Annotated in this window: 28 protein-coding genes; 13 read left to right on the top strand and 15 right to left on the bottom strand. The window is 60.6% G+C overall.

The window, feature by feature from the left end:
• Positions 1-144 precede the first annotated feature (144 nt).
• The 4 genes from MOP87_RS10050 to MOP87_RS10035 are packed head-to-tail and all read left to right on the top strand — an operon-like array spanning position 145 to position 3,996.
• Positions 145-1,062 (top strand): DUF72 domain-containing protein, encoded by a 918-nt coding sequence (locus MOP87_RS10050; protein WP_242810487.1) that lies wholly within the window; start codon positions 145-147, stop codon positions 1,060-1,062.
• Complete coding sequence (locus MOP87_RS10045; protein ID WP_028687532.1) at positions 1,059-1,844, top strand: endonuclease/exonuclease/phosphatase family protein; 786 nt, start codon at positions 1,059-1,061, stop codon at positions 1,842-1,844. Before MOP87_RS10050 ends, MOP87_RS10045 begins: the two co-directional genes overlap by 4 nt.
• Positions 1,841-3,043 carry a cardiolipin synthase ClsB gene (gene clsB / locus MOP87_RS10040; protein WP_027915591.1) on the top strand — a complete coding sequence of 401 codons (1,203 nt, stop codon included), beginning with the start codon at positions 1,841-1,843 and terminating at the stop codon, positions 3,041-3,043. The genes MOP87_RS10045 and clsB overlap by 4 nt, the downstream gene beginning before the upstream one ends.
• On the top strand, positions 3,043-3,996 hold the full coding sequence (locus MOP87_RS10035; protein WP_242810486.1) for a lysylphosphatidylglycerol synthase domain-containing protein: 954 nt from the start codon (positions 3,043-3,045) through the stop codon (positions 3,994-3,996). Before clsB ends, MOP87_RS10035 begins: the two co-directional genes overlap by 1 nt.
• Positions 3,997-4,174: 178 nt before the next feature.
• On the opposite strand, the gene MOP87_RS10030 is transcribed toward MOP87_RS10035, so the two are convergent.
• The gene (locus tag MOP87_RS10030) at positions 4,175-4,399 is read right to left on the bottom strand and encodes a metallothionein (RefSeq protein WP_027915593.1); all 225 of its coding nucleotides are present in this window, start codon (positions 4,397-4,399) and stop codon (positions 4,175-4,177) included.
• 2 nt (positions 4,400-4,401) lie between these two features.
• Entirely contained in the window at positions 4,402-4,860 is a 459-nt protein-coding gene (locus MOP87_RS10025) for a phosphotransferase system, HPr-related protein (RefSeq protein ID WP_104926209.1), read from the bottom strand.
• A gap of 147 nt (positions 4,861-5,007) precedes the next feature.
• Here MOP87_RS10025 and ligD point away from each other — a divergent pair, with 147 nt between their 5' ends.
• Genes ligD through MOP87_RS10000 form a run of 5 tightly spaced genes read left to right on the top strand, consistent with a single transcriptional unit; the run spans position 5,008 to position 10,636 of the window.
• Positions 5,008-7,524 carry a DNA ligase D gene (gene ligD / locus MOP87_RS10020; protein ID WP_242810485.1) on the top strand — a complete coding sequence of 839 codons (2,517 nt, stop codon included), beginning with the start codon at positions 5,008-5,010 and terminating at the stop codon, positions 7,522-7,524.
• 34 nt (positions 7,525-7,558) lie between these two features.
• Positions 7,559-8,602: an acyl-CoA dehydrogenase family protein gene (locus MOP87_RS10015; RefSeq protein ID WP_242810484.1), complete on the top strand. Its 1,044-nt coding sequence runs from the start codon at positions 7,559-7,561 to the stop codon at positions 8,600-8,602.
• Positions 8,599-9,354: a PIG-L family deacetylase gene (locus MOP87_RS10010; protein ID WP_027915597.1), complete on the top strand. Its 756-nt coding sequence runs from the start codon at positions 8,599-8,601 to the stop codon at positions 9,352-9,354. Before MOP87_RS10015 ends, MOP87_RS10010 begins: the two co-directional genes overlap by 4 nt.
• 11 nt (positions 9,355-9,365) lie before the next feature.
• Positions 9,366-9,965, top strand: coding sequence for a class I SAM-dependent methyltransferase (locus MOP87_RS10005; protein WP_027915598.1), 600 nt, complete (start codon positions 9,366-9,368; stop codon positions 9,963-9,965).
• The gene (locus MOP87_RS10000) at positions 9,962-10,636 is read left to right on the top strand and encodes a glycosyltransferase (RefSeq protein WP_059184005.1); all 675 of its coding nucleotides are present in this window, start codon (positions 9,962-9,964) and stop codon (positions 10,634-10,636) included. The genes MOP87_RS10005 and MOP87_RS10000 overlap by 4 nt, the downstream gene beginning before the upstream one ends.
• Before the next feature lie 6 nt (positions 10,637-10,642).
• On the opposite strand, the gene MOP87_RS09995 is transcribed toward MOP87_RS10000, so the two are convergent.
• The 10 genes from MOP87_RS09995 to MOP87_RS09950 form a co-directional block, all read right to left on the bottom strand.
• On the bottom strand, positions 10,643-11,503 hold the full coding sequence (locus MOP87_RS09995; protein WP_028687527.1) for a Ku protein: 861 nt from the start codon (positions 11,501-11,503) through the stop codon (positions 10,643-10,645).
• Between the two features lie 104 nt (positions 11,504-11,607).
• Entirely contained in the window at positions 11,608-12,195 is a 588-nt protein-coding gene (locus tag MOP87_RS09990) for a nucleosidase (RefSeq protein ID WP_242810483.1), read from the bottom strand.
• A 219-nt stretch (positions 12,196-12,414) separates the two neighbouring features.
• Positions 12,415-13,368 (bottom strand): class I SAM-dependent methyltransferase, encoded by a 954-nt coding sequence (locus tag MOP87_RS09985; protein ID WP_242810482.1) that lies wholly within the window; start codon positions 13,366-13,368, stop codon positions 12,415-12,417.
• Positions 13,368-14,714: an iron-containing redox enzyme family protein gene (locus tag MOP87_RS09980; RefSeq protein WP_028687525.1), complete on the bottom strand. Its 1,347-nt coding sequence runs from the start codon at positions 14,712-14,714 to the stop codon at positions 13,368-13,370. The genes MOP87_RS09985 and MOP87_RS09980 overlap by 1 nt, the downstream gene beginning before the upstream one ends.
• 21 nt (positions 14,715-14,735) lie before the next feature.
• Positions 14,736-14,933, bottom strand: coding sequence for a hypothetical protein (locus MOP87_RS09975; RefSeq protein ID WP_242810481.1), 198 nt, complete (start codon positions 14,931-14,933; stop codon positions 14,736-14,738).
• A 60-nt stretch (positions 14,934-14,993) separates the two neighbouring features.
• Positions 14,994-15,167, bottom strand: a complete 174-nt coding sequence (locus MOP87_RS09970) for a KGG domain-containing protein (protein WP_242810480.1) — start codon at positions 15,165-15,167, stop codon at positions 14,994-14,996.
• A gap of 147 nt (positions 15,168-15,314) precedes the next feature.
• Positions 15,315-16,598 (bottom strand): MFS transporter, encoded by a 1,284-nt coding sequence (locus MOP87_RS09965; RefSeq protein ID WP_242810479.1) that lies wholly within the window; start codon positions 16,596-16,598, stop codon positions 15,315-15,317.
• Positions 16,599-16,602: 4 nt separating this feature from the next.
• Positions 16,603-17,511, bottom strand: a complete 909-nt coding sequence (locus MOP87_RS09960; RefSeq protein ID WP_028687521.1) for an aldo/keto reductase — start codon at positions 17,509-17,511, stop codon at positions 16,603-16,605.
• An 82-nt stretch (positions 17,512-17,593) separates the two neighbouring features.
• On the bottom strand, positions 17,594-18,481 hold the full coding sequence (locus MOP87_RS09955; protein WP_027915608.1) for a Dyp-type peroxidase: 888 nt from the start codon (positions 18,479-18,481) through the stop codon (positions 17,594-17,596).
• A gap of 125 nt (positions 18,482-18,606) precedes the next feature.
• Entirely contained in the window at positions 18,607-19,077 is a 471-nt protein-coding gene (locus MOP87_RS09950; RefSeq protein ID WP_242810478.1) for a sterol desaturase family protein, read from the bottom strand.
• A 394-nt stretch (positions 19,078-19,471) separates the two neighbouring features.
• Here MOP87_RS09950 and MOP87_RS09945 point away from each other — a divergent pair, with 394 nt between their 5' ends.
• A complete protein-coding gene (locus MOP87_RS09945) occupies positions 19,472-20,167 on the top strand; it encodes an MgtC/SapB family protein (protein WP_028687520.1) in 696 nt (231 codons plus the stop codon).
• A gap of 18 nt (positions 20,168-20,185) precedes the next feature.
• Here MOP87_RS09945 and MOP87_RS09940 read toward each other — a convergent pair whose 3' ends face one another.
• Positions 20,186-21,766: a sensor domain-containing diguanylate cyclase gene (locus MOP87_RS09940; RefSeq protein WP_242810477.1), complete on the bottom strand. Its 1,581-nt coding sequence runs from the start codon at positions 21,764-21,766 to the stop codon at positions 20,186-20,188.
• A gap of 140 nt (positions 21,767-21,906) precedes the next feature.
• On the opposite strand from MOP87_RS09940, the gene MOP87_RS09935 reads away from it, so the two are divergent.
• Together MOP87_RS09935 and MOP87_RS09930 are read left to right on the top strand one after the other, a co-directional pair.
• On the top strand, positions 21,907-22,407 hold the full coding sequence (locus MOP87_RS09935) for a DUF4142 domain-containing protein (protein WP_027915612.1): 501 nt from the start codon (positions 21,907-21,909) through the stop codon (positions 22,405-22,407).
• Positions 22,408-22,414: 7 nt separating this feature from the next.
• The gene (locus MOP87_RS09930; protein WP_028687518.1) at positions 22,415-22,684 is read left to right on the top strand and encodes a hypothetical protein; all 270 of its coding nucleotides are present in this window, start codon (positions 22,415-22,417) and stop codon (positions 22,682-22,684) included.
• A gap of 100 nt (positions 22,685-22,784) precedes the next feature.
• Here the strand turns inward: MOP87_RS09930 and MOP87_RS09925 are convergent, their stop codons facing one another.
• Together MOP87_RS09925 and MOP87_RS09920 are read right to left on the bottom strand one after the other, a co-directional pair.
• Positions 22,785-22,955 carry a DUF6021 family protein gene (locus tag MOP87_RS09925; protein ID WP_165919237.1) on the bottom strand — a complete coding sequence of 57 codons (171 nt, stop codon included), beginning with the start codon at positions 22,953-22,955 and terminating at the stop codon, positions 22,785-22,787.
• Positions 22,956-23,008: 53 nt separating this feature from the next.
• Positions 23,009-23,998, bottom strand: a complete 990-nt coding sequence (locus tag MOP87_RS09920) for a DNA-binding protein (protein ID WP_242810476.1) — start codon at positions 23,996-23,998, stop codon at positions 23,009-23,011.
• A gap of 258 nt (positions 23,999-24,256) precedes the next feature.
• On the opposite strand from MOP87_RS09920, the gene MOP87_RS09915 reads away from it, so the two are divergent.
• Positions 24,257-24,862: a PAS domain-containing protein gene (locus tag MOP87_RS09915; RefSeq protein ID WP_028687516.1), complete on the top strand. Its 606-nt coding sequence runs from the start codon at positions 24,257-24,259 to the stop codon at positions 24,860-24,862.
• Positions 24,863-24,955 lie beyond the last annotated feature (93 nt).

The following is a 24,955-nucleotide window of genomic DNA, read 5'->3' as shown; positions in this document are numbered from 1 at the left end:
CCTGCCTGTCTAAAAATGGAATCGAGCTCATCTGCAAAGTTCAATTCCACCCCCGGCCACCGCCATTGATCAACTGCGCCTGAACCCTCCTGCCACTGCGCTGGTCGCAATGGTGAATGGAATGGAGATGCGATAGGAGGCAGCGTGAGCGAGGTACGCATTGGCATTTCAGGATGGCGATACGGCCCTTGGCGCAGGGATTTCTATCCCAAGGGCCTGCGCCAGGATGACGAACTGGCCTTCGCATCGAGGGCGGTCACGACCATCGAGATCAATGGCTCGTTCTACAGCCTGCAAACGCCCGAACGCTATCAAGCCTGGCATGACGCCACACCCGATGACTTCGTCTTCGCCGTCAAGGCACCGCGATACATCACCCACATCCGCAGACTCAAGGACATCGATACGCCATTGGCCAATTTCTTCGCTTCCGGGCCGCTTCTTCTGGGCAACAAGCTCGGCCCTTTCTTATGGCAGTTCCCTGCCAACATGCGCTTCGACGCTGAGCGATTCGGTGCATTTCTGCAGCTGCTACCGCGTGACCGAGCCGCTGCCAAACGTAGCGCCAATGGCTGCGAGCAACGCCTGCAAGGTAACGGCGGTACGCAGATAAGCGGGAATGCACCCGTACGCCATGCGGTGGAAATACGCCACGAAAGCTTCCTGTGCGATCGCTTCGTGGAACTGCTGCGCCAGCACAACGTTGCCTTGGTGGTGGCCGACAGCGCGGGTAAGTGGCCTTACGTCGAAGACGTCACCGCAGACTTCATGTATATGCGCCTGCATGGCGATGTCGAACTCTATAGCAGCGGGTATACCGTCAGCGCGCTTCGCCGCTGGAAGAAACGTATCGAACAGTGGACTGAGGGAAGCCAGCCCGACGACGCACATCTGATCGTACAAGGGCCGCCACCCCGGTGCCCAACGCGTGACGTGTACTGCTATTTTGATAACGATCAGAAAGTCCATGCCCCTTACGACGCGCGCCGACTGCTGGAAAAGATGCACTTGGACCACGAATTGATGACCGAGCCGGGCGCCGAGCCGGAGGTTAAGCTGTGAACCCTACACTCCCCGCGCCAAACTGCATCATCGACAAAATCACCGCCGTGCACCGCCTGAACGTGCTGACGCTCAACGTGCACAAAGGCTTCACCTTCTTCAACCGCCGCTTCATCCTGCCAGAGCTGCGCGATGCGGTACGTGCCACAGACGCCGACCTGGTGTTTCTCCAGGAAGTGCATGGCAGCCATCAGCAGCATGCGATCAGCCATCCCGCCTGGCCGGAGGCGCCCCAGTACGAGTTTCTGGCAGACAGCATGTGGCCGCAATTCGCCTATGGGCGCAACGCCGTCTACCCCCATGGCGATCACGGCAACGCCTTGCTCTCCAAATTCCCAATCGTACGTTCAGAGAACCTCGACGTATCGGTCGAGGGAAACGAACAGCGAGGTCTGCTGCACTGTCAACTGGAGGTGCCGGGCCATGACGAGGTACATGCAATCTGTGTACACCTGGGGCTACGGGAGGCACACCGCCAGAAACAGGTGAGTTTGCTGTTCGAGTTGCTCGACCGCCTGCCTGCCAAGGCGCCCGTGATCATCGCCGGGGATTTCAATGACTGGCGCTTGAAGGCCGATGCCGTGTTGTCAGAGCGCCTGATTGAGGCATTTGGCGAGCGTTTCGGCTCGCCGGCCCGCAGTTTTCCCGCGCGCCTGCCGCTGCTTCGGCTCGACCGGATCTACGTGCGCAATGCCATGCCCCATGCTGCAAAGGTTTTATCCAACTATCCGTGGTCGCACCTGTCCGACCACGCCCCCTTGGCTGCGGAGATCAACGTGTGAAAAGACCTTGGGTCGATGGCAACAGCGTCGAGCTGTTGATCAATGGTGAGGCGTTCTACCCGCGAGTCTTCGAGGCCATGGGCCAGGCGCGCGATGAAATTCTCCTTGAGACATTCATCATCTACGAGGACAAGGTTGGCCATCAGTTGCAGCGTGCCCTGATCGAGGCAGCGCAACGCGGGGTTCGTGTCGAAGTGGTTGCCGATGGGTATGGCACCGCTGACCTGTCAGCTGAATTCATCGGAGCGATGACCGAAGCGGGGGTGAGGTTTCACTTGTTCGATCCCCAGCCTCGTCTGGCTGGCCTGCGCACCAACCTGTTCCGCCGCCTGCATCGCAAAATCGTCGTGATCGACGGGGAGCGTGCGTTCATTGGCGGCATCAACTATAGCGCCGATCATCTCGGCGACTATGGGCCGATGGCCAAGCAGGACTACGCCGTGGAGGTCACCGGTCCAGTGGTCGCCCAGGTGCATGCCGTGAGCCGTCGACTGATGTCGCCGGTGCTGGAGCCCCCAAGCGAGGTGCGCCCGGTTACCGACCCCACTGGCGACATCACCGCCGTGATGGTAGAGCGGGACAACGGCCAACGCAGCACAGCGATCGAAGCGTATTACCTCGAAGCCCTGCGTGGCGCTCGTAAGCGCATAGTGGTAGCCAATGCCTATTTTTTCCCAGGCTATCGCCTATTGCGCGAACTGCGTAACGCCGCGCGTCGAGGGGTTGAAGTGACCCTCATCATGCAAGGTGAGCCGGACATGTGGTGGGTGCGTACGCTGGCTCGCCTGCTCTATAACTACCTGCTTCGCGATGGGGTGCGGATCCATGAGTATTGCCGACGTCCCCTGCACGGCAAAGTCGCGCTGGTGGACGACGAATGGTCCACGGTCGGCTCGAGCAACCTCGACCCGCTGAGCCTGTCGTTCAACCTTGAAGCCAACCTGTTCATCCGCAGCCGCGCCTTCAACCAACAGCTCCACGACCATTTGCAGTCGCTGGCCAGCGAACAGTGCAAGACGGTCACCCTTGAGCGAATGATCCGCGGCTACTGGTGGCGGGCGCCGCTGATCTTCTTGAGCTTCCATGTCATACGTCATTTCCCGCGCATTGCCGGCTGGCTACCTGCGCATCGCAAGCGCCTAAAGACGCCCGGGCAAGCGGTGGAGACCCAAGGCAACCTGCACGAGGGCAACACCTGATGGAACGAAAACGTTGGCAAGTGTGGGCCAAGCGTCTGTTCACGGTCCTGTTCCTGATCCTGATCCCGGCGTTGTTGTTCACGCTGGCGCGCAACCTGGACTGGAACGAGGTACGTGAATCGCTGTTGGCCTACAAGCCCGGCACATTGGCTGTCGGGTTGGTCATGGCACTGATGAGCTTCCTGATCTTCGCTAGCTATGACCTGTTGGCTCGTGCCTATACCGGTCACAAGCTGCCGGTGCGGCAAGTGCTGCCGATCGCTTTCGTGTGCTACGCCTTCAACCTCAATTTCACCACTTGGGTAGGCGGGGTCGCGTTGCGCTATCGGTTATATGGCAGGCTCGGGCTCGATACCCCCACCATCACACGCATCCTGACCTTGGGGCTATTGACCAATTGGATGGGCTACATGCTGCTGGCAGGCGGCGTGTTTGCAATGCGCCTGGTTAAGTTGCCGGCAAACTGGGCCGTCGGCACCACCGGGCTGCAGCTGATTGGCTTTGCGTTGCTGGCCATCTCGATCGGCTACCTGCTAGCCTGCGGTTTTGCCAAAAAACGCACTTGGCGCTGGCGCGAACATGAACTGACGTTACCCTCGCTGCGCCTTGCGCTATGCCAGGTGGCCTTGGGTGCCAGCAACTGGGCAATGATGGCGCTGCTGATCTTCTGGCTGCTGCCAGATCAGGCATTCTATCCCTCCATTCTGGGGGTGCTGTTGATCAGCTGCGTGGCCGGTGTAGTGGCCCACATACCGGCAGGGCTCGGGGTGCTGGAGACGGTATTCCTAGGCTTGCTCCAAGGACAGATTCCACAAGGCAGCCTGGTTGCAGCCCTATTAGCCTATCGAACCTTGTACTACCTGATACCGCTGGTGTTGGCGGTCATCACCTACCTCGTGCTGGAGAAGCGCGCCAAGGCCATGCGCCGGCAAGACTCGGCAGCACCAACATGATTGACAGGTAAGTAGAGCAGGGATAGCGCAGATCCCGACTTAGCTCAGCTCCTTGGAGCGGTCTTGCCGGGGCGCCGGCGAGGCCGCGCCCACACACGGAAATTCGCTAGCTATCACAAACAATGCAAAGCAGGTTGAACAGGCCGGGTCTGCCCGAGCAGACCCGGCTCAATATCCCTCACGGCGAAATAGGATCGCTCGCAGGGAAAGTCTCATCCAGTGCATTGTCCACACTGGTTTCCTTCTTTTGCTCGACCTTGCCACAGGTACAGTCTGGCATGCGGCATGGCTCGCCGTTGCGGTGTCCGGTTGCACACGCCTCGCAACAGTAGGCCTTGCCATTCTGCGGCAAGGTGCTCACCGTGCAGGAACACTCGGTACAAGCGCAGCGTAATTCGCTCATGATCAGCTCCTTTCGTCTTCTTCAATTGCATCATCAGTCCACGGTTTCCCGTCAAGCGGGTTGGTGCGGGCCAGTTCTGCTTCGTCAAGGCCACGGCCGCCGCCGATTTCCATCGCGTCTACTTCGGTCAGGGCCTGATCGGCAGGGCCGCCATATCCAGGCTCATGAGGATCTCGGGCGCCGGTCTCATCCAGCAGCGTGTCCGGGCTCAGGTCGTCATCGGTGACGCCGTCCTCATGCAGGCTGTCGGTCAGTGCCTCGCCGCCGGTCAAGCCGCTCTGGCGCACCCGTTCCTCCGGAAACTCCTGCTCCACTTCACTTTCTGGCCGCTCATCACCTACCCGTCCCTGACGGTCATCAAGGCGATCACTGAAGTTCAGCTCATGCACGCTGCCCATTCGATCCTCGATGTCATCGATCTCGGTCGGGGTATAGGCTTTGGGTTCATCGTGTCTGGACATTACGCCTCTCCATCAGTTGGCTTACCCAAAGTCGACTGCTCTGCACCCAGGAAGATTCAGAGTTTTACGCGGCTACCGGCGGTTTTTTGAACTCCAGCGCTGTTCGCCACCTCCCAAGATCAAGACAGCGCAGGTTCCGGAGTTCCCATGGCCAAGCCCCTCGAGGAATACGCGCGCAAGCGCGATTTCAACGCCACGCCTGAGCCGAGCGGCAAATCCGGCCGCACCAAAGCGGCCCACGCATTACAGTTCTGCATTCAGAAGCATGACGCCAGCCATCTTCACTATGATTTCCGGCTGGAACTCGACGGCACGCTTAAAAGTTGGGCGATTCCAAAAGGCCCTTCCTTGGATCCGAAAGTCAAACGCCTGGCCGTGCATGTCGAAGACCATCCGCTCGATTACGCCACGTTCGAAGGCCATATTCCGGAAGGTCACTACGGTGGCGGCGATGTCATCGTCTGGGACCGTGGCGTCTGGGAACCGGACGGTGATCCGCGTGAGGGGTACGAGAAAGGAAAGCTGCGCTTTCGTCTGCAAGGCGAGAAGCTCGCTGGCATGTGGAACCTGTTCCGAACACGGCTGGCAGGCAAGAAAGAGCAGTGGATGCTGGTCAAGTCAAACGACAGCCAGGCCCGCAGTGAGGCGCAGTACAGTATCGTCGAGGAACAGCCCGACAGCGTGCTGAGCGACCGGACATTGACCCCCAAGCCTTCTGCGAAGACGGCCAAACAGGCTAAAAGTAAGCCTGCCCCGGCCAAACAGGCCGCCAAGTCCAAGTCCAAGTCCAAGCCCGGTAAACTACCAGACCACCTACAGCCGCAGTTAGCCACGTTGGTCGATTCACCGCCTTCCGGGGAGTGGCGGTATGAGGTGAAGTACGACGGATATCGCATCCTTGCGCGCATTGAGGGCGATGATGTACGGCTCTACACCCGCAATGGTCATGACTGGAGCGCCAAAATGCCCGGCCAGGTCGCTGCGCTACGCGCATTAGGTGTGGACTCTGCGTGGCTCGATGGCGAGATGGTCGTCAATGACGATCAAGGGGTTGCAGATTTTCAGGCCCTGCAGAATGCATTCGATACCGCTCATGATGAACAAATTACCTATTACGTCTTCGACCTGCTGTTCCTGGGCGGCCAGGATCTACGCGCCCTTCCCTTGCAGCAGCGACGCGACGCGTTGAAGCGTTTGCTCGAGCACAACACTGCGGACAACCTCAACTACTCCGCAGACTTCGAAGCGCCGGTCGAAGCGTTGCTTGAAAGCGCCTGTACGCTGGGCCTTGAAGGCCTGATAGGTAAGCGCGCCGACAGCAGCTACACAGGCAAGCGCAGCGCCGACTGGATCAAACTCAAGTGCAAGCGGCGGCAAGAGTTCGTGGTAGTGGGCTATACCGACCCCAAGGGGAGCCGCAATGGGTTCGGCGCCTTGCTGTTGGCTCTGCACGAGGGCGACGGGGGCACGCTGCGTTACGCCGGCAAGGTCGGCACCGGCTTCAGTACCACCACTCTGGATACGCTGCACGCACGACTCGAACCCCTGCAGACCGCTAGCCCCCCTGTGGCCAACCCCCCCACTGGAGCCGAGGCCCGCGGTGTACATTGGCTCAAGCCCACCTTGCTGGCCGAGATCGCTTTTGCCCAGATGACGCGTGACGGTGTAGTACGCCACGCGGTATTTCATGGCTTGCGCGACGACAAGCCGGCCACTGCTATCGACCTGGAGCGCGCCATGCCGAGCAAAACCGTTCATAAGCGCAAGGCGGCCAAGGACACCGAGACGCTGGGCGACCTGCGCCTGACCCACCCTGATCGCGTGATCGATCCCACCTCAGGCATGACCAAGCGCGACGTCGTCGAATACTACGCCCAGGTCAGCCAATGGATCTTGCCGCACCTCAAGCACCGGCCGGTTGCGCTCGTACGCGCGCCAGACGGCCTCGCCGGGGAACTGTTTTTCCAGAAGAACGCTGGTCAGCTGCACATTCCAAACGTGCGTACATACGACAAAGAGCAGGCCGGCCAAGCCGCCATGGTGATCAACCGCCCCGACACCTTGCTGGGCGCTGTGCAGATGAACATGCTCGAACTGCACACCTGGAACGCCACGGACACACACTTCGACCGGCCAGATCGTTTCGTGCTCGACCTGGATCCTGACCCGGCCCTGCCCTGGAAAGCGATGCTGGAGGCCACGCAGCTGACCTTGACCCTGCTGGACGAACTGGGTCTGAAGGTGTTCATCAAGACCAGCGGGGGCAAAGGTATACACCTCGTTGTCCCGCTGACGAGAAAAGCGAGCTGGGACGACGTCAAGGATTTCAGTCACGCCATCGTCACCTACCTGGCAAAACTGTTCCCTGATCGGCTCACCGCGGTGTCCGGCCCCAAGAACCGTGTGGGCCGTATCTTCATCGACTACCTGCGCAATGGCAAAGGCGCCACCACGGTGTGTGCCTATTCGCTGCGTGCTCGCGAGGGCTTGCCGGTTTCAGTCCCCGTCTGGCGTGAAGAGCTGGCGCAGCTCAAGGGGGCCAACCAGTGGACCATCGCCACCGTTGGCGAGCGACTGGCCGATGCCCAGGACCCTTGGGCCGACATGAGCAAGACCCGTCAATCCATCACGGCGCGGATGCGCAAACAACTTGGCCTCACGTGATGGCCGACGTCTACCGCTACAGGGAGTTTCGCGCATGAGCATGCCTCAGGACCACGACCTCACCCCGTTGGACCGCTTGTTGCGCACGTACGAGGAGCGGCTGCAGCCCCTCAATGTCGATACCCAGTCACTCGAATTGATGAAAACCTTGCGGTCCCAGTGCTTGGACGTCCTACCGCGCCCGGGTCACGGCAGGACGCTGGAGCGCTGGCAGACGTTGTCGCGCGTGGCCGGCTGTGACCTGGCTTTGGCCAAGCTCTATGAGGGCCACACTGACGCTTTGGCGATTCTGGCCGAATGTGGCGCTGGCCATCTTGTAGGCGATGAGATCTGGGGCGTGTGGGCCGCAGAGCCGCCGGATGCTCGCGCCGTCGTTGCATCCAGAGACGGAGATTGCGTTCGCCTTGCCGGGAAGAAGGCGTGGTGTTCGGGCGCCTTGCAAATCGACCAGGCCTTGATCACCGCCTGGGACGAGTCGGGTCAACCGCAGCTGGTTGCCATCCGCTTGGCCGACCCAACCCTGGGTCTGAATATCGAGCACTGGCAGGCCGTAGGCATGGCAAGCACCGCCAGCGTCGAGGTCGAATTCAACGACACGCCGGGTGTGCTGGTCGGTACGGCGGGCGAGTATTTATCAAGGCCTGGCTTCTGGCACGGCGGCGCGGGCATTGCCGCCTGTTGGTATGGGGCGGCCGAAGCGCTGGCCGACTACCTGCGCGAGCATTGCCGCAAGCCCAAACCGGACCCCCACGCCGATGCGCACCTGGGCGCCGTGGATGCCGCCCTGTGCGGCGCTCGGGCGGCATTACGTGAATGTGCCGCCTGGATCGATCGCAATCCACGCGCCGATGCCAGTCTCATCGTGCAGCGCGTGCGCGCCCACGTCGACCACGCCGTGGAGCACGTCATGCGACATGTAGGCCGGGCGTTGGGCGCAACACCGTTTTGCCGTAATGCACACTTTGCGCGGTTGAGCGCTGACCTGCCAGTGTTCATTCGTCAGAGTCACGCCGAACGAGACCTTGCAGCACTCGGCGCGCAGATCGCACAGCTTTCTTCCGGAGCATGGCAGCTATGAGTGAAGACCTGATCCAGTCCAATGACGGCACGCCCTGGTCAGCGTGGCAGCATTCGGCCCACCTGGCCCGGGCCACCTGGGTCTCTGCCCAGCAGCTCTGCCCACCGGGTCGACGCCTGGTACTGATCGCCCCACATCCAGATGACGAGATTCTCATGGCCGGTGGTCTGCTGGCCGATTTTGCAGGGCGCGAAGAGGACCTGGTGCTGATCTCGGCGACCGACGGCGAAGGCAGCCATCCTGGCTCGACTCGCTGGACAGAGCATCGCCTGCGTCGCGACCGGCCGCAAGAAAGCCGCAAGGCCATCGAGCAGCTCGGGCTGGACCCCAAGCGCATCGATTGGCGCCGCCTGCACCTGAAGGACAGTCAACTGGCCAGGGAGGAAGCCTTTCTGGTTAGCCACCTGACTCAGCTGCTGCGCCCGGAAGATGTGCTGATGACAACCTGGCGCGGTGACGGCCACTGCGATCACGAGGCGGTAGGCCGGGCCGGCGCGCAGGCAGCGTTGGCGCGTAAGGCCCAGTTGGTGGAAGTCCCAGTATGGGCATGGCACTGGGGCCAACCCGAGGATCCACGTCTGCCCTGGGAACGTGCGCACCGCTTGCAACTCAATGAGGATCAGGTGGGGCGCAAGCGCAAAGCCATCGCTGCACACGTCAGCCAGTTCGAACCTGACGGTTGTACACCGCCGGTGCTACGCCCCAACTTGCTGGACTGCGTGCTACAGCCCTTCGAACTGGTCTTCTTGTAAAAGGATCTGCCATGAGTATCGATGCCCAATATTTTGCCGACCTGTATGCCGCCAATGAAGACCCTTGGGCTTTTCGTACCCGCTGGTATGAAAAACGCAAGCGCGACCTGGTCATGGCCAGCCTCCCCCGGCAGTGCTACGAGCGTGTGTTCGAGCCGGCCTGCGCCAATGGCGAACTCAGTGTGCTGCTCGCCGAGCGCTGTGCCGAGCTGGTGTGCCAGGACCTCGACCCGAAAGCCGTGGGCCTGGCCACTGATCGCCTGGCCGATATCCGCCACGCACGGGTAGAACGCGCTCGCCTGCCTGCCGACTGGCCGGGCGGGCGTTTCGATCTGATCGTGCTCAGCGAAGTGGGGTATTACCTTGATCCCACCGACTGGTTGCAGGTGATCGAGCAGTCTGTTGCCAGCCTGTCCTATGATGGAGGCCTGTTGGCGTGCCACTGGAAGCATCCCATCGCCGGGTGTCCGCAGGACGGGCGCGAGGTGCATCGGATGCTGTCCAAACACCTGCCGCTATACCCGGTGTTCTGCCACGACGAGGCCGACTTCATCATGGCCTACTGGTCCAACCAACCCAGCGTGGTAGACCTTGACGAGACGTGCGTATGATCGGCGTCGTCATTCCGGCACACAACGAGGCCCGGCGTCTGGGGCGATGCCTGAAGGCCGCCTCGGCTGCTGCCCAATACGCTGCGGCGGCAGGTCATCACGTCGCCATTCTGGTGGTTCTGGATCGCTGTACCGACGGCACCGCCGCCGTCGCACAGCGCCACGGAGCACACACCTTCGCGATCGAAGCTGGCAACGTCGGTATGGCCCGGCGCGCGGGTGCCGAATGGATGCTCGCGCGCGGTGCGACTTGGCTTGCCTGCACGGACGCAGACAGCCAGGTCCCTGCCCACTGGCTGACGGCACAGCTCGAATGCGGCGCTGAAGTCGTGTGCGGTACGGTCCACGTGAGCCACTGGCAGCCTTGGCAAACCGCTGCGTTGCGCAAACTCTATCTGAGCCGCTACGAGGCACGTGATGGTCATCGTCATATCCATGGTGCCAATCTCGGCGTGAGCGCACAGGCCTATCAGAGCGTCGACGGGTTCCAGCCTCTGGCGGCCCACGAGGATGTGCGTCTGGTCCGGGACCTGGAAGCGCTGGGGGTACCGATCAGTTGGTCAGCCGGGCACAGTGTGGCTACCAGCAGCCGACGCGAGTGTCGCGCACGCGAAGGGTTTGGCGATTACCTGGCCGGCCTGCAGGAGCACCTGCAGGCCAAGCACTTGTGACTGCCGTCAGGAAGCCTTGCGCGTGCGTTTGGCGGGCTTCTTCGCGGCAGCAGGTTTCTTTTTGGAAGGCGCAGGGCCTTTGCCGCCGAGGCTGCGCTTGAGCAGCTCGGTGAGGTCGATGATATCTGCGCCCTTCTCGCCGCTGGTGTCCTCGCCTTTTTCCACCGTCTCGATCTTGCCCTTGCTGGCCTTTTCGGCAACCAGCTCCATGATCGTGTCTCGAAACGCGTCATGATACTCGTCCGGTGACCAAGTGCCGGCCATGTCTTCAACCAGACGTTTGGCCATATCCAGCTCTCGTTTGTCCACTTTGGCCTTGGTCACTGTAGTGTCCAGTTCGAGCGTGTCGAGCCCACGCACCTCATCTGGCCAGCGCAACGTGATCATCACCAGGGCCTCGTCCAAGGGCCGGATGAGTGCAAGGTGCTGGCGGGTGTGGAGTACGACTGTCGCCAAGGCCACTTTGCCGGTGGTAGCCAGCGTTTCGCGCAAGAGCGCGTAGACCTTGCCCCCACGCCGGTCAGGGCTCAGATAGTAAGGGGTATCGAAGTGCTGAAGGGGAATGTCCCCCGCATCCACGAACGAAAAGATGTCGATCGTCTGGGTGGCTTCCGGGCGCGCCTTGCGGATCTCCTGTTCACTGATCACCACATAGCGGCCCTTCTCGTACTCCACGCCCTTGACGATGTTTTCCTTGTCAATGTCCTTCCCAGTGACCTTGTTGATGCGCTTGTAGCCCACCGGGTCCATGCTGCGCTTGTCCAGCCAGTCAAAATCAACGCGTTCACTGCTGACGGCGGAATTGAGCGCCACGGGTATGTGTACCAAACCGAAACTGATGGCGCCTTTCCAGATTGCCCTGGCCATTGACATGCTCCCTGAGTGATCTGCTGATACCTCAAGTGACTGCGCTACTTGGGCAAAGGTTTAACCGCAGCGCTCGGTGGCTAACACAGCCATTGGACAGAAACTCAGCCAGGATTGAAGAGCACCCGCTTGAAGGCTTCGGCCGCCAAGTGCACCTGCACGGACCAGTCGCTGGCCGCATCACTCCCGGCATTGTCCGAGATGTATTTCAGACACACGAACGGGATGTTCTCGGAGCGTGCGATGAGCGCCAGCGCGTAGGCCTCCATGTCGACCACGTCATAAGGTGCATCACCGTGGCTGATCTCGAAGTTGTCCCCGGTGCCACAGGTTTCTACGGGTAAACCTGAAATGGCCAGCCCATGCTCGAGCACGACAGGGATGTCGGACAGCGGTGTTTCGTAGCGCGCAAACCCGAGGGGCGTGACGTCCATGTCACGCTGGACGAACCGTGTGCAGCACACCAGGCTGCCCTTACCATGCAGCCGACTGCCTGCCGAACCGAGATTGACGATGAGCCTGGGCCTGCGCGTGGTAACGGCGCGGGTGAGTGCAATCGCCGCGTTGACCTTGCCAATGCCGGTGAAGACCGTATTCATATGCCCGAACAAACCACCCGCCTCTGCCTCCAAGGCGAAGACGAACAGCGTGTCTTCAAGGGCTACACGTGGGAACAGCGGGGTCAGCATCATGGTTACGGTCCTTGGCACAACGGTGATGGATCCCGCTATTCTCATTGAACCGGTGGTGAAATCAAACACCTACGTACGAAGGCCGGACTGCCAAAGAGGCACCCGGCCAGAGCGCCCGTGCAAGCAGCGGTAAAGATGAAATGTGTGATGTGATACCGAACCCCGGAGACCGCTGTGCGCCCCATGGGGCACATCTGGATATCGCTCAATCCTGTACCATCACCGATTGCGCGTAACCGTCAGTGCCACAGCCGCAATACGTTCGACTCGCTCATAGCCTGGCTCCAATAATTGCTCGCCGAACACGTCAGGGTCGATCTCTCGATAGACCCAGGAAAATTCAGGGCCGGCCAGTTGCTCGCGAACGCCTTCGAGCAAAGCGTCCTGCCCCTCAACGATGGCAACGCCGGTATAAAGCAACAGTGATCCCCCCACGGTCAGTCGCTTAAGGCTCTGCTCGATGATGCGACGCGACAGGTCAGCCCCAAGCGATCCTCCGCCATGACGATACGTGCGTTCCCCGTCATCAAGCATGTAGGGAGGATTGGCCACGATCAGGTCGAACTGACCCGTCACGTCCTGGAGAATATTGCTGTGTTGAACAGAGACATTACTGACGTCGGCGAGGGCTGTATTGACCGCAGTAAAACGCAATGCATTGGGATTGATGTCCACAGCGGTTACCTGTGCATGCTGCGCAGCCCGGGCGATCACCAATGCGCCCACCCCTGTGCCACAGCCGATGTCCACCGCACGCTCAATGCGCTTGAGGGTCGATTGCAGGTGATCCTGGATCACATGGGCGAAACGATAGCTGTCAGGGCCAAAGAACACCGCATCGCTGGCCTGCGTAGGGTAAGCCGAGTGCACCAGCATCACCCCGTCCAGGGTCGACCAACGGACGGTGCTGGCCAGCAGGTCTCGATGAGTGTTCACTACGCCGGCGGTTTTCATCAGGTCGAGCTCATCGTCCGACAGCATCGAGGCGGCAAACGGCCGACTCCAACCAAACACATCGCGGACGGTGCAGGCCTTCTCGGCGCCTGGCCGGGCGTTGACCAAAGCATGGGTTTCGGGTGTCACGCAGGTAAAATGATAACCATCGGCGCGAAGGCGCTTACCCAACTGGAGTAAGGCCTGGTCTGCGGCTGTCTGAGATGAATCGAGGGGCATCAGTGAGATCCTTCCTGGAGCAGGCCAGTGGCCTGTATGTAAGCCCGGGTCGCGACCAATCCTTCGGGCGTCGCATGTTTGTTGCCGGACATGGCACCGATCAGCGTATCCATGTCGTAGTCCGCAGTGCACGGCCGTCGATTACTCGACGTCTGGTCCTGCAATTGCAGGGATGCCTCCCAGGTACCCGGTAGCACCCGGCGAATGCGCGATTGCGACCCTGCGGCGATCCAGTCGTGCCACAACTGCTTCTCGTAGGCGGTAAATACACCATACATGGGCGCGGTCGGCCCCTCGATCAGTTTCCACCAGCGGCTTTGCTCGGGAGCCTCGCCTCGGCGAATCCAGCCTTGGGCCTGCATGGCTTCAAGAAAGGCCGGCATGGCGCCCGGCTCGGCCAGCCACTGATTAATGGTGCGCTTTTGCAGACGGCAGTGGTCCGAATGCATGAACTGACCGAAATTGCGCTTGTGTTCCAGGGCCTGGAGCAGCTCTGCTTCCAAGTCGAAACGTGCGATGAGCGCAGGGGTGCTGATCCCCAGATCATTGAGCCGGTAGCCCCGACGGACGCGCTCATAAAAACCCGCCACGTCATCGGCCGGGCACAATTGGCGCAGCGCCTGGAGCGACAGATGGGCATGCCCGCTGGCGGCATTGTCGATGGTGACATGCAGCTGGAAGTAAAATCCGTCGATACCCAGCTCTGCCAATTCGTACGTTGTAATCAGCAGATGCAAAGGCGGCTGTTCATAGCCAAGGTTGTAGCCAATCACTTCGGGTAGATAGTCCTGGCCATACTCGCCGAGCGCCAATTGCAAGGATGCCTGCAAGTAGCGACCATCCTCCAGGTCCGGACGCTCCAGGCAGCCGAGCCGGCTCATCAGGCGCTGGTAGATTAATACATGGTTGCAGCGAGGATCACCGCTGCCCAGTTCTTCGAGGTACGTACGGATAAGACCGTGATAGCGTGGATCTTGCCATTCCCGCAAAGCACTGAACAGCCAGGCACCGTCTACAACCTTAGTGGGCTCAACTTGCTGCAGGAACCACAAGGCCTGGGCCCGGTTAGCAAAAAAGCGCCGCGGGCCCCCCTGCTTGCGCTGATCCAGATAGGCCTTGTAGCCCTCGGCCACACCGGCAGCGTGTTGCAAACTCCAGGCGTCGAGTTGCGCCGGATCATCTGGCAAGTCGTCAGGCATGTCCTGAGCTTGCTCCAATTGGGCATCAAGCCAGGCCCGGCTGCTGGTGTCATGGCCCTCGAGCAAGGCGTGGTAACGGTCCTTCAGGCTGGGGGCGACAGATGGGGCTTGGACCATCGCGGCGGTCTGGCGGGTCATGACCGTCATGGCATATTCCTCGTGCGCGTATTATTGATTGGCTTTCTGCCCTGTCATCGGCTCAGGGGCTGGCGCAGAACGGGGTGCAGCGTTTTCATCGGGTCTTTGCATCTGCAAGGACGGCTTGCTGGCATCGGAATCCTTGCCGGGGTGATTATTGTCGCGGTCAAAACAACCGCCGACGATGGTCAAGGCGCCCATCAGTGTGATCAGTGGGAATGTGCGCATGGCAGGCTCCTTGCTCGAGTAAACGCAGTGCCAGGCGGGCCTGGCACTGCAAGGCTTCACTTATGACTTGCCGCCTTTGCGGCCCGACTCGCTGGAGTGGCCAGCGTTTGCTTGGCCCCCCTTCTTGCCGGCTTCGGAAGCCTTCTCGCGGTCATTGGCGAAGTTGCCCGAATTTTTGCTACCGCCTTGGCTGCCCTGCTGGTTACCGCTACGGCTATTGTCTTTAGTGGCCATGATCTGAAACCTCTTATGACTTCGGAATGCACGGCGCCAATGCCGTACATGAATTGGGAGTCCGGACGTCCGCCAGGATTCGCATTATCGAGAAGGCTTCGGACAAACGGCGTTAAACAACGGTATGCCCAATAGTTCGCGTCCCCGTCACCGGCCTGGCGTTTTGTCCCGTCGGCCCTGCTGGCCACCTAGCCAATGACCGGTTGCGGCCCAGCTAACGGCGAGTGTCGCCCCGATCAACATGGCCACTTGTGGATGGTCCCCGATAAGGTCCAGGCCCCGCTTTATCCAACCGCTGACCGCGTCACCGCCTCGATACACCACGGTGTCGATGAAGTTCTTGGCCTTGTATTTGTCTTCGGCGCTGACCACCGTGAACAGCATCTCGCGTCCTGGCCGTACCAGGGCGTACTCGCCGGCACGCCGTACGACCATCACGATGACGAACAAAACGAAGACAGGTGACAAGGCCAAACATACGAACCCAGCGGCCATGGCCAGGGGCACTGTCACCAGCAATACCCTCACACCCAGGCGTCGGGCGAGTCGACCGGTGAGAAACAGCTGCGTCAGAATAGCCAGTGCCTGAACGATTGCATCTATGGCGCCGAACACCTGCGTCTGGCGAGTGCGGTCGGTAAAGGTTTCACTGACGATGCGGGCCTGTTCGAAATAGAGGAATGTACTGACACTGGCCAGCAGCACGACGAACACGGCGATCCCGAGCAAATACGGCGTACGCATCACCGCCGCTGCGCCTGAAAACGGATTGCCACCCAGCGCGCGGCCTTCATGGGGGGCTTCGCGGGTCGGTAGAGGGTGAGTCGTACGCCAATGCTGCAACACCCAGGCGGCCAGTACGCTGCCCAGCAGCAGTATCGCCGCGAGCGTCAACAAACCGGGGTGTCCAAGAGGCGCCACCAGCAGTGTGCCGAGCAGCGGCCCGCTCAGCCCGCCCAGGCTTGCTCCTGCTGCCATTACACCGAACAGGCGCTTGCCTTGCTCGGTGCTGAACAGGTCGGCAAGCACACTCCAGGCCAGTGAGATACTCAGTAGATTGAATACCGACAACCAGATATAAAACGCTCGTGCCACCCAAGGCCCGTCGGGGTGGCGTGCCAGCAACGCGGCAAAGGCGAGCAAGTTGCAGATGAAGAAGCCATAGGTCCAAGGCAGTATGTACCGGCGTCGTACACGGGAGGCCAGCCAGCCAAACACAGGCAGGCATACCACAGTGGCGATGAAGGTACCGGTGAACAGCCATTGCAGGTTTTCGACACCACCGGCAACGCCCATGGTTTCACGTACGGGCCGCAGCATGAAATAACCCGTGAACAGCATGAAGAACAGCAGGCTGCCTGCCAGAACGGCTGGCGCCTCCCCGGGCCGTATGTCCAGCATCCGCTGCAGGCGCTGCCGCCACGTCACCATGATGTCAGGAGAACTGCTCGATGAGCGCTTGCTGCTGCGCTTGGGTCAGCAACGGGCCCTGCCCTGCCTTGAGCTGGTCCAGTTGACGGTCCAGTCGGCCAGTAGCCGGTATGACGGCGGTGACCGCCGGGTGGCTGAGGGCGAACTTCAGGAACAGCTGTGCCCAGCTACCGATGCCCTGCTCCTGTGCCCATTCTGGAAGCGCGCGGTCCTTGACCGTGGCGAACAGACGACCGTCATCGAAGGCGCGGTTGATCAGCACCGCCACACCCTTGTCACGGCACAGGGGAAGAAGCTCACGCGCAGCGCCGGGGGCATTGACCGCGTAGTTGATCTGGATGAAGTCCAGGGCCTGGCTGCGCACGATTGCGGCCACTTCATCGTGCCCAGCGTTCAGATAGTGGGTAATGCCCACATACCGCGTCTTGCCCTGTTGCTTGAGTTCACGTGCATAAGGTAACTGCTGCTGCCAGTCACGCAAGTTGTGCACCTGTAACAGGTCCACGCTGTCCGTGCGCAGGCTGCGCAGCGTGCCGGCCCATTGGGCCTGGGCATCTGCGCGGCTGTTGGCGGCGATCTTGGTGGCAATGAAGCACTGGCGGTGCCACCCGCCTTCGTCGAGCAACTGCCCCAAGATACTGTCTGCTCCGCCATAATTGGGAGAGGTGTCGATGACCCGCCCGCCACCTGCGAAGAAGGCTTCAAGCACTTGATACAGCTGCCGATAGTCCGCTGAGCCTGCCGCGACTTCGAAGCTGCCTGACGTGCCAGCGCCGATCACCGGCAGTCGCTCATCCGTTGACGGGATGGGGCGCGACAGCATGCTCGCCGGTGCAGCTGCGCTCAGCCAGGGACTGGCGGCCAGCAGACCGATCGCAGCGCCTGCACGTAGGACTTCCCGACGTCCATACATAGGAACTCTCCCGTAACACAGCGGAAATATCCAATGCTAGTTCTTCATAGACGCCTTGCGATCATCTTGTGTATCTGGATGTTTAACGCTCAGCCTGCAACAGCAGGCGCAGATCCACAACATCGTGCGTCATCGGCGGGCACCAGTAATAGCCTCCGGTTAGCGGGCGGGTGAACTGATACAGAGCATCGATCACACCGTCTTCCATCCCACTCATGCGGCGCAACTGGACCTCGAACGAGGTGAAAGACGTACCCAAGGCCACAAATGCCAGTCCCGCACCGCGGGTGTCAGCCCAGGAAACCGAGCGACGCACCATGAAAGCTTCGGGCGCGTAGCTTTCCTGGGCAGTACGCTTCACATGCGCTGACTCGGGCGCATCATCCAGCTCTTCGTTGTCGCTCAGGCGACGGCCGATGATGTTGTCCTGCACCTGCTGAGGCAGCGATTTGAAATACTGCATGTCGTGCTTCCACAGCTGAAATGCGGCGAAGCTCGACCCCTGCAACCCTGGCGCACCTTCACCCAGGATGGCGGCCTCGATGGCGTCATCGCCACTGGGGTTTTCCGTGCCGTCTTCGTAGCCGGTCAGATCCCGGCCGCCTTGGTGAAGGAAACCATCAACGTGATCAACCAGCGCGAACGCCGGGCTTAGAAGGCGCTCCAGCGCCTGAGCCTGCAGATACAGGTCCCCGCGTTCGTCACCCCGCAACCATAGCCACAGCGCGTGCTGGGTACTGGGGTTCTCGACCGCGGCGTCCAGCAGCGGGAACGGGGTCAGGCCTTCGACGTGAGCGTTCAGCGCTTTTGCCAACGGCGCGCCCACACCCAGTGTCACGCGCAGGCCGTCGACATGGCCCAGCAAGGCGTCTAACGCCGCAGGCACGGCCTCGGTTGACTCGATGGAAAAGAACAGGTGACGCGCGTGCACCGGCACGGGCGTGGCAAGCAGACCTTGCTGATACGACATGAAGAGCGAGTCCTGGGCTGAAAAGCGCGCATGCTACTGCGCAGACCCAGACAGTGCAATGTATGCCCGAACCGGTAGGATCGCGGGGGAACTCGCTCAGCTAAAGCGCCTGTGCGCGTGAGATCTCAGTGACCGGCGTCCCTGTTGCGCCGCAGCTCGCGCACCAGGCGCTTTAGCGGAGGTGCGTAGAAAAAACCGAACGACACACCACCCTCGCGCCCTTTGACGGCATGGTGCAACCGATGGGCGCGGTGTAAGCGCGTCAGGTAGCGCCCCACCGGGCGCATCTTGCGTGGCCAATGACGGTGAAAAAAGCCATCATGCGCAATCACGTACAGCGCGCCGTAAGTCGCCACCCCGCCTCCGACCCATTGCAATGGCGCGTGCCCGGCCTTGCCAACCGCCACCAGTGCCAGCGAAATGACCGCCAGTGCCAGCAGGTAAACGTCGTTGGTTTCAAGCACGCCCAGGTGGGGTTCGTGGTGCGAGCGATGTAGCCACCAGCCCCAGCCATGCATGATGTACTTGTGCGCCAAGGTGCCGACACCCTCCATGGCCACCAGTGTGCCCAGCAGGACGAGGATATTGAACAGCATGAATCAGCCCGCGACGGTCCGTAAAAAGCAAAAGGTTAACCATTGAACGTGGATTTTTCCATCGTACCCGCCGGCTTGTCAGGCTTTTCCGGATGAAGCCATTGTCATGTTTTTACCCTTGACCTGATCAAGGGTCGGGCTTATCGTCCGCGCCGCACTTTTGCATTCATCAACAGGAGCCCTGCATTGGACACTAGCCCCAGTCGCTTGCGACAGGCCCACGCAGCGCGCTAGCCAGTCAGTCTCCCATGCTGCCTGGCCGAGTTGCCAAGGTAGCCGATGTACAGCATCGCCCCCTCCTTTCCCGTGGTCCTTTCGCATCTCTGGTTGTTACCACCGCGCCCTCCTGAGTGATGGCGTTGAAGCGGGCCTGTGCCCGCGGAAGAGGTTTGTTATGGATTGGAACGTATTCTTGCTGCGTGTCAGCACCGCTCTGCTGCTAGGGGCCTTGATCGGCGCCGAGCGTCAACTGCGTCAGCGCTTGACTGGCCTGCGCACCAATGGCCTGGTCAGCACGGGTGCCTGCCTGTTCGTGCTGATGACCCAGGCGGTTCCGGGCATGGCACCTACCGATGCCTCCCGGGTGGCGGCCTATGTGGTGTCGGGCATCGGTTTTCTGGGCGGCGGCGTCATCATGCGTGACGGCTTCAACGTGCGTGGGCTGAACACCGCCGCAACGCTATGGTGCACCGCGGCCATTGGCGTGTTGTGCAGCTTGGGGCTGCTGCTCGAAGCAACCTTGGGTGCAGTGGTCGTGCTGTGCGCCAACATCTTGCTGCGCGATATTGCCCAGCGCCTCGACCGCCAGGAGGTGGTGCCTGCCACGGAGGTGGAGCAGCAGTTCGAGGTGCGTATCGTCTGTCGAGCCCAGGATGAAATTCAGGTCCGCAGCTTGATGCTGCACAGCTTCGGCGAGACTCAACTGCGCCTGCAGTCCTTGCATAGCGAGGACTTGGCAGACCCGGCCCGGCTGGAGGTGCGCGCCCAGCTACTGGGTACCTCACAGGCGCCAGCCCAGTTGGAGCGGCTGGTCAGCCGGGTCAGCTTGGAGAAAGGCGTCAGTTCGGTACGTTGGCAACTTCAGGCGTGAGGCCAGTGCCTGCCGGGGCTAGGCCGGGCTGCCCGCATCCCCATGCCGTACTTCAGGATCAGCAACCGCGTAGCGGTCCCGGCCCTGGCGCTTGGCTTCATACAGGGCCGCATCTGCCGCTTCCAATAGCTGCTGCGCACTCTGTTCACTGCGCGCGGGTTCCGCCACCGCAATACCCGCACTGAATGAAACAATCCCAAGTGGGCTGCCCGCATGCACCATCATCTCCTTGCGCAGGGCTTGCTGCAGCGACTCGACAAACACCTTCGCTCCCCGTACATCCGTGTCGGGCAACAGCAAGGTAAATTCCTCGCCCCCGTAGCGTACCGCCAGGTCTGCCGGACGCTGGGCAGCCTGGCGCAGCAGTTCGCCAACGCGCTGCAGGCACTGATCGCCTGCCCCATGTCCGTAACGGTCGTTGTAGGCCTTGAAGTGATCCAGGTCGAGCATCACCACGCACACTGGGTACGCCTGTCGTCGGGCACGGCGCAGCTCGGCCTCGAACACCGCGTCCAACCTGCGACGATTGCCCAACCCTGTCAGGCTGTCGGTCAAGGCGAGGGTCTTGAGCGTCTGGTGTGCCTGGTGCAGGGCGCGCTCGATCACGATGCGTTCGCGCACCTGGCGCAGGACCACCCAACCGAACAACGCAAGAACCATGACCAGCACCAGTAACACGAGCAGCGATTTGATCGCGTCCTGGCGCCAGGGGGCGATGATCGACTCGCGAGAAAGGCCCGCTTCGACCACCAGTGGGTAGCTGGCCAAGGCTCGGTAGGCATACAGGCGCGGCGTGCCGTCGACAACGGCTACCGCTTCGACCAATCCCTGGGGAGCGTAAGGCAGGTGGTGTTTGAAAATGTCGCTGTTGGCCAGGTTGCGTTCGAGCAGCGGCTCGACGAATGGACGCCGCACCAAAATCGTACCGTCGCGCTTGGCCAACACCAGCGCACCACGCTCGTCGATCTTGAATTCTCCGTAGTAACGCACGAACCAGTCGACCTTGATGGTGCCCAGCAGTACCCCCGCAAAACGTCCATCCGGGTAATTCAGACGCCTTGAAATAGGTACGATCAGGTCACCCGTCGAGCGGCTGCGCACCACTGCACCGATACGAATGGCGCTGTCAGGATGGTCGCGGTGATAGATGAAGTAATCACGGTCGCCCTTGTTAGCAGCTGGTGGCGTTGCCGACCGGTCCGTGACGAGCCAGCGACCGTGGCTGTCGTAGATGAACAGGCCGTGAAGTTGCGGAATGATGCGTACTTGCTGGCTGAGCAGCCCATGCAGGCGCTTGCGATCCAAGTGCTCGAACCCATCGCCCTCCACCCGCTCCACCAGCGCCGCGCTGATTGAATCGACCTGGCGAATGGCGTCCTCGGCATGCTGTGCGGTGGCCTGGGCCAGATTGGTCACCATGTTCGCGGCATTGTGGAACGCGTCCCGGTAATCACGCCAGATTCGCCAGCCCTCTACGGCTGCGAACGTCGTCATGACCACCAACATGAACGCCAGCACCAGGCGAAACAGTGCCACCGCTCGCCCCTGGCCCGCCAGCGCAAGGGCTGTTTCTTCGTCGGTCTGCCTGGCGCTTCGCATGCACATCCCCTGCACGTTCTTCGTCAACGCAGTTGACCACTGCCACACCCTGATGATGCAAAAAAGATGAAACCTTTGGCCTGCGCGCGCCCTCAACAGTACGCGACACTGATGTCGCGCCATCGTTTAAGGAGTGAAACATGAGCAATCTCTTCATCAAGCGCGTCGGCCTTTCCATGGTGCTGGGCATGGCTTCGGTTCACGCCTTTGCTGCTAGCTCGGACGACTTCGTAGACGCGGCTACCGAAGCCGGCATCGCAGAGATCGTGACCGGTAAGCTTGCCCTGGAAAAGAGCCAGAACGCTGAGATCAAGACCTTTGCCCAGCATATGGTGACCGACCATACCCAGGCCAACCAGGAGCTGGCAGACATCGCGAAAAAGCTGGACATCTCGGTACCCGATGACGCGGCCATTACCGACAAAGTGAAGAAAGTGATTCTGGAATGGCGTGACGAGTCCTTCGACAAGTCCTACGTGAACAATCAAGTCGATGCTCACGAGAAAACCGTCGAACTGTTCAAGAAGGAAGCCGCTTCTTCGGACAAGGCTGAGCTCAAGGCATTCGCTGCCAAGACCTTGCCTACCCTTGAAAAGCACCTGGAAGAAGCCAAGGCACTGCAAACCCATCACGGCAAGTGAGGCAAGCATGAGTAACGACGCACTGAAAAGCGAAATTCTGACTCGACTCAACCATGCTCACCCTCATGGCCTGGGCAAGGAGCTGCTGGACAACTACCGCGGTGAAAAAGCCGTGGCCGGCATGCTGAAATCGCTGCAGGACGATGGCCTGATCCACGATGGTAGCGTAAGTGTCGATGCTGATCATGAGGTGACGCTCAACTACCCGATCAAGCTCTCGGCCAAGGGTGTCGAGGCGGCCAAGCAGGCTGAAATGGACAAACAGGCGCAAGCCTGACGTTCACTGGTCACCACCGGCAAAGCCCGCCCTGATATGGACGCATCATGTAAAAGGCCCTGATCTTAGCGACCAGGGCCTTTTGTTTGGTACGTGTCTTTCAGGTGTTCTTCTCTACATCCCGTGGCGGTTTAGCGGGGCCTTGCGGGTCCACCTGAGGATCATCGAGGTCAGGAGAGTCAGGGTCAAAGCCAAGATCATCCGGTTTCTCGGCATCGTCAGTCGAGTGAGGCCCGTGCTGCGTGCCGTGGGTTGTGCCTTGTTCGCTCATGCGGTCTTCTCCAAATGGCTGTCTAGGGAAGAAAGCCGGTGCGCCAGAAAGTTTTATTTATCTTCGCCATCCCGTAGCTGGTCTTGACACAGGCGCAGCGACGCTTGGTTCTCGGCCAACGCCCGCTCCAGCGCTTCAAGCTTGAGCGCCTGGTCCCGACACGACGCCCTACTGTCCTCCAGCACTCTGGCCTGCACATCCAGTTGGCGGCGCAGCTCGTCGCTACCCCCCTGGGCCTGCGCCAGCATCGTGCGCAAGCCTTGGATCTGGGCGTCGCGCTGCTCAAGCAGCTGCTCCTGAGCCCGCCGTTCGTTGCTCGCCTGGCGGTTCTCGCCCAGCAGGCGCTCGTTATCACGGTGCAAGCGAGTGAGCTCGTCTTGCTTGACGATCATGGCCTGCTGTAACTGCCGTACCTCGACCTGCATCTGCTGCAGTTGAGCCTCGTGACGACGCTGCTCGTGCTCGCGCTGCTCGCGGCTTGCCGTGCGGTAGTGCTCAAGCGCATCGCGGGCGTGCCGGTGCTTGTCTTCCAGGGATTTGACCTGCTCATCCTTATCTGCAAGGCGCACCTGCAGTTCCCCCAAGGACTGGTTGAGGCTGGCGCTGCGCAGCTGCTCAGCCTGCAACGTACTGAGGGTGCTGCTGAGTTTCTCCGATTCCTCGCGCAAGGCGGCTGCATCGATTTCGTGCTGTTGTTCCCCCGCTGCAAGCGCTTGCTGGGCTGTCGCCAAGGCCACTTCGAGCGCTTCACGCTGCTCGGTGAACACGCTTTCAGCGCGCTCGATCACCACGTCCGCTTCATCTTGCAGCTGCGTCGCCAACTGCCCTACCAGGCGGCTTAGCACCTCGCTGATTGGCGCGCCGCCCTCGGAGGACATTGGTTGCTGACCGTTGAGCTCCTTGAGGTAGCGGTGAATGGTGGTTTTCGAGCCCGTGTTGCCTAGCTCGATGCGGATGGCATCGATACTGGGGTTCTCCCCCCTTGCGATCAGTGCCTGCCTGGCCTGTTGCACAACCACCTTGTTGATCCCGCCACGTGCCATGCGCGCTCCTACGATTTCGTAATGTTGTATGTACTATGTAATTACATACTGATTTTGTTAGTTATTAGCCGGAAACACAAGACCTAGCTAACATGGAATAATCACGGCTTATCGAATGTGATACCGATTTTCAGCCCATCTTGAGCGTAATCAGCGCAGGTTGGCGTACACCCTGTGCTCGCGTGCCATACGGCGCCTTGTGCGAGCGAGCTCCCAGGGCCACCATAAGCGCTTCCTGAAAATGCACAGTGGTCCCGCATGTCGCTCGAGAACTACCAGGCCATCGCCGAAAGCATCGCCCTGCTGCTATATCCACACGCTGAAGTCGTCGTCCATGACCTGCAGACCCAGACGGTGGTGCATATCGCCAACAACATCTCCAAGCGAAGCTTGGGTGATGACTCGGCGATCGCCGAGGATCTGGGCGACCTGCTCGGCGGTGCCAAGCTGGGCCCTTATGAAAAGTTGAACTGGAACGGTCAGAAGGTCCGCTCCATCAGTACGGTCTTGCGTGATGAGCAAGGTGACGCGCGGCACTTGCTGTGCATCAACCTAGACCTGTCGGTGCTTGAAAACGCCCGCCAAGCGTTGGAAGCGTTCTTTCAGATGGGGCGCTTGGTCGAGCAGCCCCAGGCGCTGTTTCGTGATGACTGGCAGGAGCGCATCAATACCTTCATGCATGCCTGGCTCAAGGCGCGCACGTTGTCTCTGCAGACACTGCAGATGAAGGACAAGCGCAGTCTTGTTCAGGCTTTGCACGCCGAAGGCGCATTCGAAGGCCGAACTGGCGTGGACTATGTGGCCAATGTGCTGAACATGGGACGTGCGACGGTTTACAAATACCTGAAGGCGCTCAAGGCATGACGAATTTGATGCCGAGGCCTGCTCCGCGCTAAAAGAAGTGTTTGCAAGACTATAGACAACAGGTCTACCGTAGACGGAAATTCCATGCGGAGC

It is taken from the genome of Pseudomonas sp. I3-I5, from assembly GCF_022699445.1.
Taxonomy (GTDB): Bacteria; Pseudomonadota; Gammaproteobacteria; order Pseudomonadales; family Pseudomonadaceae; genus Aquipseudomonas; species Aquipseudomonas fulva.
This window is presented reverse-complemented; position numbering and strand designations above follow the sequence as displayed.